Source organism: Vibrio sp. 1S139, from assembly GCF_041439475.1.
Taxonomy (GTDB): domain Bacteria; phylum Pseudomonadota; class Gammaproteobacteria; order Enterobacterales; family Vibrionaceae; genus Vibrio; species Vibrio crassostreae_C.
The window spans coordinates 1-7,309 of the sequence record NZ_JBGOOD010000108.1 but is presented as its reverse complement, the minus strand read 5'-3'; the positions used below and the strand labels follow the sequence as shown (position 1 = coordinate 7,309).

General features: G+C 43.8%; 7 protein-coding genes. 5 read left to right on the top strand and 2 right to left on the bottom strand.

Translation table 11 applies throughout. The features are described 5' to 3' along the window. Positions 1 to 117 precede the first annotated feature (117 nt). Together ACED46_RS20955 and ACED46_RS20950 are read right to left on the bottom strand one after the other, a co-directional pair. Positions 118 to 582 carry a thioesterase family protein gene (locus tag ACED46_RS20955; RefSeq protein WP_017061819.1) on the bottom strand — a complete coding sequence of 155 codons (465 nt, stop codon included), beginning with the start codon at positions 580 to 582 and terminating at the stop codon, positions 118 to 120. A gap of 180 nt (positions 583 to 762) precedes the next feature. Further along, complete coding sequence (locus ACED46_RS20950; RefSeq protein ID WP_371722356.1) at positions 763 to 2,598, bottom strand: ABC transporter ATP-binding protein/permease; 1,836 nt, start codon at positions 2,596 to 2,598, stop codon at positions 763 to 765. A gap of 563 nt (positions 2,599 to 3,161) precedes the next feature. On the opposite strand from ACED46_RS20950, the gene artP reads away from it, so the two are divergent. From artP to ACED46_RS20925, 5 genes are all read left to right on the top strand, one after another. Further along, positions 3,162 to 3,890 carry an arginine ABC transporter ATP-binding protein ArtP gene (gene artP / locus ACED46_RS20945; protein WP_032545343.1) on the top strand — a complete coding sequence of 243 codons (729 nt, stop codon included), beginning with the start codon at positions 3,162 to 3,164 and terminating at the stop codon, positions 3,888 to 3,890. Positions 3,891 to 4,010: 120 nt separating this feature from the next. Beyond that, positions 4,011 to 4,742 carry a lysine/arginine/ornithine ABC transporter substrate-binding protein gene (locus ACED46_RS20940; RefSeq protein ID WP_016795731.1) on the top strand — a complete coding sequence of 244 codons (732 nt, stop codon included), beginning with the start codon at positions 4,011 to 4,013 and terminating at the stop codon, positions 4,740 to 4,742. Between the two features lie 3 nt (positions 4,743 to 4,745). Further along, on the top strand, positions 4,746 to 5,432 hold the full coding sequence (artQ, locus tag ACED46_RS20935; RefSeq protein WP_371722355.1) for an arginine ABC transporter permease ArtQ: 687 nt from the start codon (positions 4,746 to 4,748) through the stop codon (positions 5,430 to 5,432). Then, the gene (artM, locus tag ACED46_RS20930; protein WP_017068344.1) at positions 5,429 to 6,097 is read left to right on the top strand and encodes an arginine ABC transporter permease ArtM; all 669 of its coding nucleotides are present in this window, start codon (positions 5,429 to 5,431) and stop codon (positions 6,095 to 6,097) included. Before artQ ends, artM begins: the two co-directional genes overlap by 4 nt. A gap of 304 nt (positions 6,098 to 6,401) precedes the next feature. Next, positions 6,402 to 7,250: a DUF6602 domain-containing protein gene (locus tag ACED46_RS20925; RefSeq protein ID WP_371722354.1), complete on the top strand. Its 849-nt coding sequence runs from the start codon at positions 6,402 to 6,404 to the stop codon at positions 7,248 to 7,250. Positions 7,251 to 7,309 lie beyond the last annotated feature (59 nt).

Genomic DNA, 7,309 nt, shown 5'->3' with positions numbered 1-7,309 from the left:
TCCAGCTAAATATCCGTTTAGATTCAAACAGTAATGCTTATCCGAACGGCATTGACTCAATCGAGTGGCCTTTTTAATGTCTGAAACTTTCTGAATCTTTCTCAACCAACGAATACGTTATTCTGTCACGGCTTCTTGTTTGAAGCATGGGCTTTTCAACGTGTTCATCTTTTCGATTTCATTGGTTAAGCGCAGCGAGAGCAGGGCTTTCTGGTTCGAAGCAAAATCAAACATCACGATAGTCGCAGTGCCAACGGTCGTCAGTTTCTGTTGAGCCTTACTGACAATCGCGTATTCCATGGTGAATCGGTCATCTTGAATATCGGTAACACGTGAGCCGACCATCAAGGTATCTGGATACGTGACTGGGCGGAAATACTTACAGTAAGTGTCACCAAGAACAGGACCAACTTTGGTAATCGCCATCTCTTCCATCAGCTCGACGTGCTTGAAAAAATCTAAGCGAGCGGTTTCGAAATAGCGAAAATATACAGCGTTGTTAACGTGATTGAGTGCGTCCATTTCTCCCCAAGCGACAGGGATTTCTGTTACTACCGGGTAGTCAGATAATAGTGCTTCCATGCGAACTCTCTTATTGTTATCTGTGTAATTAACGTTATTTACTTATCCTTCATCGGAATAAGTTGTTATTGGAATAAAAACCCTACCGCTAAATTAACAAAACTGCAACACGCGTGATTTAAGTTTTTGAAGCTTGAAACCACACAATGTCAGTGACTTAGTTGCACATCCACTCAATGGTTACGCACTAAGGTGTTTGAATTGCAGCTCAACCAAGCGTTGGTACAATTCGCAGCTATTGATGAGAGACTGGTGGTCGCCGATGTCTACTAGTTGTCCTTTATCGAGCACCGCAATTTGGTCGGCGTGTTTAATTGTTGATAATCGATGGGCGATAATGATCGTCGTTCTGCCACGCATTAACTCTTCTAACCCTTGTTGTACGTGATGCTCACTTTCACTGTCTAGTGCGCTGGTTGCTTCATCCAACAATAGAATATTTGGATCTTTCAAGATGGCACGTGCGATAGCAATACGTTGTCTCTGCCCACCAGAAAGCCTTACACCACGTTCACCAAGAAAGCTGTTGTAGCCATCAGGTAGGTTTTGAATGAACTCGTGTGCGTGCGCTTTCTTCGCCGCTTCGATCACTTGCTCGTCTGTTGCCTGCGGGTTGCCGTAGCGAATGTTATGGAACACATCGTTACTGAACAGAGCAGGTTGTTGCGGTACCAATGCCATCTGCTTTCTTAGCTCGTTAGGATCAAACTGATTCAGTTCAACACCGCCTAAGGTGACCTTACCCACTTGTGGGTCGTAGAAACGTTGCAGCAGTTCGAACAGGGTAGTTTTACCTGCGCCAGACGGGCCAACCAGTGCCAACACTTTGCCTTCATGGGCAGTAAGCGTGAGGTTGCTTGTTGCGGGTTGGTCCGGTCTTGATGGATAACAGAAGGTCACATAATCAAATGCAACTTCTGGCGTTACGTTAGCAAGCGAAGTTGGATTCGCAACTGGCGCAACAATATGGCTTTCAACTTGTAGGATCTCGATTAATCGCTCGGTCGCACCTGCCGCGCGTTGCAGTTCACCCATCACTTCAGAAATCGTACCTAACGATGAAGCAACCATAATTGCGTAGAACACAAACGCCGCTAAGTCACCAGCCGACATAGTGCCGTTGATAACATCACTGCCGCCAACCCAAAGCATGCCTGCGATAGCACTGAATACAATCACGATAACGCCAGAGATAAGAATCGCGCGCTGTTTTACACGCTGGCGACCAATCTCATAAGCCTTTTCAACTTCAACCGCGAATGACGCTTTCTCTTGCTCTTCTCGGCTGTAGCTTTGCACGGTTTTAATATGTTCAATCGCTTCACCTGCATAAGAACCCACATCAGACATCGAATCTTGGCTTTGGCGAGATAGGGCTCTTACACGACGCCCGTAGACAAGGATCGGAATCAAGATAAATGGCACCGAGGCCAATACAATCAACGTCAGCTTAATGTTGGTCGCAAACAGCATGATGATCGCACCAATACACATCAACGCGCTGCGCATCGCCATAGAGAACGATGAACCTATGATGCTTTGAAGCAGAGTGGTATCCGTAGTAATGCGCGACATGATGTCGCCACTGCCATTGGTCTCGAAGTAACTCGGATGCAGTGTCACGACATGATTGAAAACCGACAGGCGTATATCCGCACTTACTCGCTCACCAACAGAAGAGACCAAATAGAAGCGGAAGAAGGTGCCAATCGAGATCAGCACGACCACCACCATGATGAATTGAATCGCGCTGCCTAAGTCTGACAACGATTGTTGGCTGAAGCCTTGGTCGATAAGAAGACGAATACCGTGTCCGACTGAAAGGGTTAAGCTCGCTGTGAAGATCAACGCGATCAACGCAGCAATAACACGACCTTTATAAGGCTGAATGAATTTACTCAGCTCAAACAAAATACTGAGGCTTTTTTTCTCAGGTTTGGGTTCTGGCGCTTGTTGAGTCGATCGCTGAGTCTGTCGCTGGTTCGAGTCGAGCGTAGAAGAGACATCGTTTTGCATATGACTGCCTTAATGTGTTGTCGCTTTAAAAATAGATGGCTTGTTGCTTGTTGCTTATGGCTAATTGCTTTATGACTTATTGCCTGTACTGCGGGTTGTTCGCTGGGCAGTAATTGTTGTTGAGAATCGAACCCATTAAAGCATTTATTGCGCTGTGACGCTCCCTAGGAAACTCAATTTCCAATATTTCATCAACACTAAGTGAATAATTCGAAACGACCTTAAAGGAAAACTAAGCATTTTGATCCAGTCAGTTGGATAGGAAACCAAGCTGTTTACCCCTAATTTTTATGCAAGTAAATTAGCGTTGATAGGAGAGTGCACACATAAACAAGCAACCGTGCGATGATTTATAAATTGATAGCAAAACGTTTGCTATTTATCTCGATATTAGCTTTATCAATGACTTGTAAGTTTTGGTTGTAAGACCAGTTATAGCGACTGTTTTTTGTGCAATATTTGTTACAAAAATTCAACAAAGTAGTTTTTTATACATTTTTCTTGCATAAAACCTCGGATTGAATAGAATAACCAACAAATGACAATTAATGCAGTATTGTGGCATGAGTATTCAAGTAAAGAGCATCAACAAATCATACGGTGATACCCAAGTTCTTCACGACATCAGTTTCGACTGTGAGAGTGGCGAAACCTTGGTATTGCTTGGCCCAAGCGGCGCGGGCAAGAGTTCATTACTGCGTGTATTGAACCTGCTTGAAATCGCGGACAACGGCGAATTAGACATTGCGAATGAGCAATTCGATTTTTCAAGCCAAATCCAAGAGAAGCAGGGGCTTAAACTTCGTCGTAAAGTCGGCATGGTGTTCCAGCAATACAACTTATGGCCACACATGACGGTGATGGAAAACTTGATTGAAGCACCAACCAAAGTGGCGGGTTTGGATAAGCAAGAAGCGATTAAGCAAGCGCAAGAAGTCCTAAAGACACTTCAACTTGCCGACAAAGCAGACGCTTGGCCACTTCAACTGTCTGGCGGTCAACAACAGCGTGTTGCGATTGCACGTGCGCTGATGATGAAACCGGATGTGTTGTTGTTTGATGAACCAACAGCGGCGCTTGATCCTGAGATCACCAACCAAGTCGTGAGCATTATTAAAGAATTGAGCGGAACGGGCATTACCCAAGTGGTCGTGACGCACGAAGTCGATTTCGCGAAGAAGATTGCTAGTCACGTTCTGTACCTAGAGAAAGGGTACATCGTTGAACACGGCACCAGCGATTCATTCGTTAATCCGCAGACACCTGAGTTTGCCGAGTATCTGACTCATTAAGTAAGTCACTTATTAAAAGAAAGTTGACTCACTAGATCTAGCTAAACACAACATCAATTAAAACAATCAAATTATAAGAATGGCCACAGACCGCTATTACACAGTATTCGGAGTAACAAAATGAAAAAGATTCTACTAGCTTCACTTATCGGCCTTGCTTCTTTCAACGCAGCAGCTCAAGAAGAAATCAAATTCGCAATGGAAGCAACGTACGCACCATTCGAATACATGGATGAGAACAACCAAATCCAAGGTTTTGACGTAGACCTAGCAAACGCACTTTGTGAAGAGATGAAAGCGACCTGTACTTTCCACAACCAAGCATTCGATAGCTTGATCCCTGCACTTAAATTCAAACGTTACGATGCCGCTATCTCGGCAATGGACATCACTGAAGCGCGTCTTCAACAAGTGAACTTCTCTAACGCATACTACGACAACTCTGCAGCATTCATCTCTTTCGAAGGCAAAGTCGCAGACCAAGCAGCACTAGAAGGCAAGCGTGTTGGTGTTCAAAACGGTTCTACTCACCAGAGCTTCCTACTTGAGCAAATGACTGGCGTAACAGCGGTACCTTATTCAAGCTACCAAGATGCATTCATCGACATGAAAAACGGTCGTATCGATTCTGTATTCGGTGACACAGCCGTTGTAGCAGAATGGTTCAAGAAAGAAGACAACCTAACGTACGTTGGCGATCAAGTAACAAACCAAGAGTACTTCGGTAACGGCTTTGGTATCGCAGTAAACAAGAGCAACCAAGAACTTGTAGACCAGCTTAACGTTGCACTTGCAGCAGTGAAAGCGAACGGCGAATACGACAAGATCTTCAACAAGTACTTCGGTAAGTAATTTATGGAATTAACGGGTTACTCTTTAGGGCTCGTCGAAGCAAGCTGGATGACTGTTCAGCTTGCGTTCGTAAGCCTATTGGTTGGATTGGTTCTAGCAGTTTTGTTTGCAAGTGGAGAGATGTCTCGTCGTATTGCAATCAAATGGCCAACGACTGCATTTGTGACGATTGTTCGTGGTTTACCAGAAATTCTGGTCGTACTGTTTATCTACTTTGGTTCGACACAAGTTCTGTTCATGATCACTGGCGACTTCATAGAAGTGAGCCCGTTCTTATCTGGTGTTGTTGCACTGTCACTTATCTTTGCTTCTTACGCTTCGCAAACCTTGCGTGGTGCTTTGAAAGCAGTAAGCAAAGGGCAGAGAGAAGCAGCAAGCGCACTTGGTATTTCTCAGTATCGTGCATTCTTTCGTATCGTGTTACCTCAAGCGGTAAGACACGCACTACCAGGGTTAACCAACCAATGGTTAGTGTTACTGAAAGACACTGCATTAGTTTCGCTAATTGGCGTAACAGATTTGCTGAAACAAGCACAACTAACATCCGCTGCAACGCACGAAGCATTTACTTGGTACGCGACAGCAGCAGCAATCTACTTGGTCATCACTTTAATCACACAAAGATTGGTAAAAGTGATTGATGGTAAGTTCTCTATTCAAGGTTTGGGTAACAAAGGGGCAATGGCATGAATCAACAATACCTCTCTCAAATGCTTGAAGGCTTAGTGACCAGTCTTCAACTCACAGGCGCTTCATTGCTTGTTGGTTGTATCTTGTCACTGCTGATGACGGTAACGCTAATTCTAAGAATACCGGCGATTCACTGGTTCACTCGTGGCATCATCACGCTGTTCACTGGCACACCATTGTTGGTTCAAATCTTCTTGGTGTATTACGGCCCGGGTCAGTTCGATTGGATTCGTGAAAGCTTCATGTGGACTTGGTTAAGCCAACCTTGGTTCTGCGCAATGTTAGCATTAGCTTTGAACACCGCGGCATACAGCACGCTACTGTTCAGAGGCGCATTCAACGCCATTCCAGCAGGGCAGTGGGAAGCATGTCGCGCACTTGGTATGGACAAAATCGCAACGCTGAAAGTGTTACTGCCATATGCACTACGCCGCGCCGTTCCAGCTTACTCGAACGAAGTGATTCTAGTTTTCAAAGGTACGTCACTGGCAAGCACCATCACCATCATGGATTTGATGGGTTACGCTCAGCGTATCAACGGCCAAACCTACGACACACTAACGGTGTTCGGTATTGCTGGCGCATTCTACTTAGCAGTAAACGGCATACTAACGCTGATCTTCCGTCAGGTAGAGAAGAAAGCCCTCGCATTCGAAGCCGCGTAAGCTAGCCACACACAAGCTTAACTAACGTATAAAGCCTGCCATTTATGTTCGCATAGATGGCAGGCTTTTTTGTGTTTGGGGTATGCATACGAGTACTGTTTTTATATCCAGATGTCCGAGTTTTTACGAAATTCATACTATATGGAAATATTCTGCATTTTGTCATTCAATGAGTCTATCTATGTTTTAAGTCACTGAAATACTGTGATTAATCGTGGTAAATTGCTGTGCATATGAAACTAGATAGAATGATTCTGTATTTAAATGCAGAATTTTTCGGTCTAATAGCTGTTAGGAGTTATAAATGGCAAGTACGATATATAGACAATTGTTAATACAAAGTATAAACAGATTGAAAGAACACTTTAATAGTTCAGAGGGCATTTTTCGCAATGAACAGAATGTCCTTTATCATGCCGGTGAGTTCGGACAGTATAGAGAAGATGCGGTAATAGAGCTATTGAGACTGTGTGTACCACAAACCTTTGGTATTACAAAGGGTTTTATAATTACACGGGATAATCAACAAAGTACCCAGTGTGATCTAATCATTTACGATAAACAATCATGTCCCAAGTTGGTAGACTCTTCGCACACACATTTTATTCCTGTTGAGGCAGTAATCGCAATCGGAGAAGTAAAGTCCCAGATTAGAACAAGCTCAGAAATGAGCGATATATTAGATAAACTTGCAGCCAACAAAGCACTAAAATACTTACCCTCTCAGACAAGGGTTACTAAGAAAGTATACGCCCCTGATGAAGACAATGGGCTTAATTTTGATGCTAGTTTTTATCGTTCTGATGCAATCTTTACATTTGTAATATGTAAGAGTTTCAGTGCCATGCCAAGTGGGGGATTCTTTTATGGTGACAGCGTAGATATATCGAATAAGCATAACTTTATAGCTAGCTTGGAGAGTGGTCATTGTGCATATTTTGCGAATCCATCATGGTCTTTATATAGTACACATAATTACCACTACCCTCATACGAGACGAGAGGCTCATGCCCAAGAATATAAGGGACGAATTGATGATGACGTGCCTTTAGCTATCGGGTTGTTGGTTAGTGCTCTGTATAATCATTGCAAGCTTGCCACGCTAGTTGAGTTTGACCCAGTTGAGTACATAGCTACAAATATCATAAGGTAACTCCTAACAAATAAGGATTAAGGTGTTGCGCAGCCAACACTAAATCCCGAGTGTTGAAC

Coding starts and splice junctions, on each gene's coding strand:
- artP (WP_032545343.1), top strand. CDS start 3,162: ATGAGTATTCAAGTAAAGAGCATCAACAAATCATACGGTGATACCCAA.
- artQ (WP_371722355.1), top strand. CDS start 4,746: ATGGAATTAACGGGTTACTCTTTAGGGCTCGTCGAAGCAAGCTGGATG.
- artM (WP_017068344.1), top strand. CDS start 5,429: ATGAATCAACAATACCTCTCTCAAATGCTTGAAGGCTTAGTGACCAGT.
- ACED46_RS20940 (WP_016795731.1), top strand. CDS start 4,011: ATGAAAAAGATTCTACTAGCTTCACTTATCGGCCTTGCTTCTTTCAAC.
- ACED46_RS20950 (WP_371722356.1), bottom strand. CDS start 2,598: ATGCAAAACGATGTCTCTTCTACGCTCGACTCGAACCAGCGACAGACT.
- ACED46_RS20925 (WP_371722354.1), top strand. CDS start 6,402: ATGGCAAGTACGATATATAGACAATTGTTAATACAAAGTATAAACAGA.
- ACED46_RS20955 (WP_017061819.1), bottom strand. CDS start 582: ATGGAAGCACTATTATCTGACTACCCGGTAGTAACAGAAATCCCTGTC.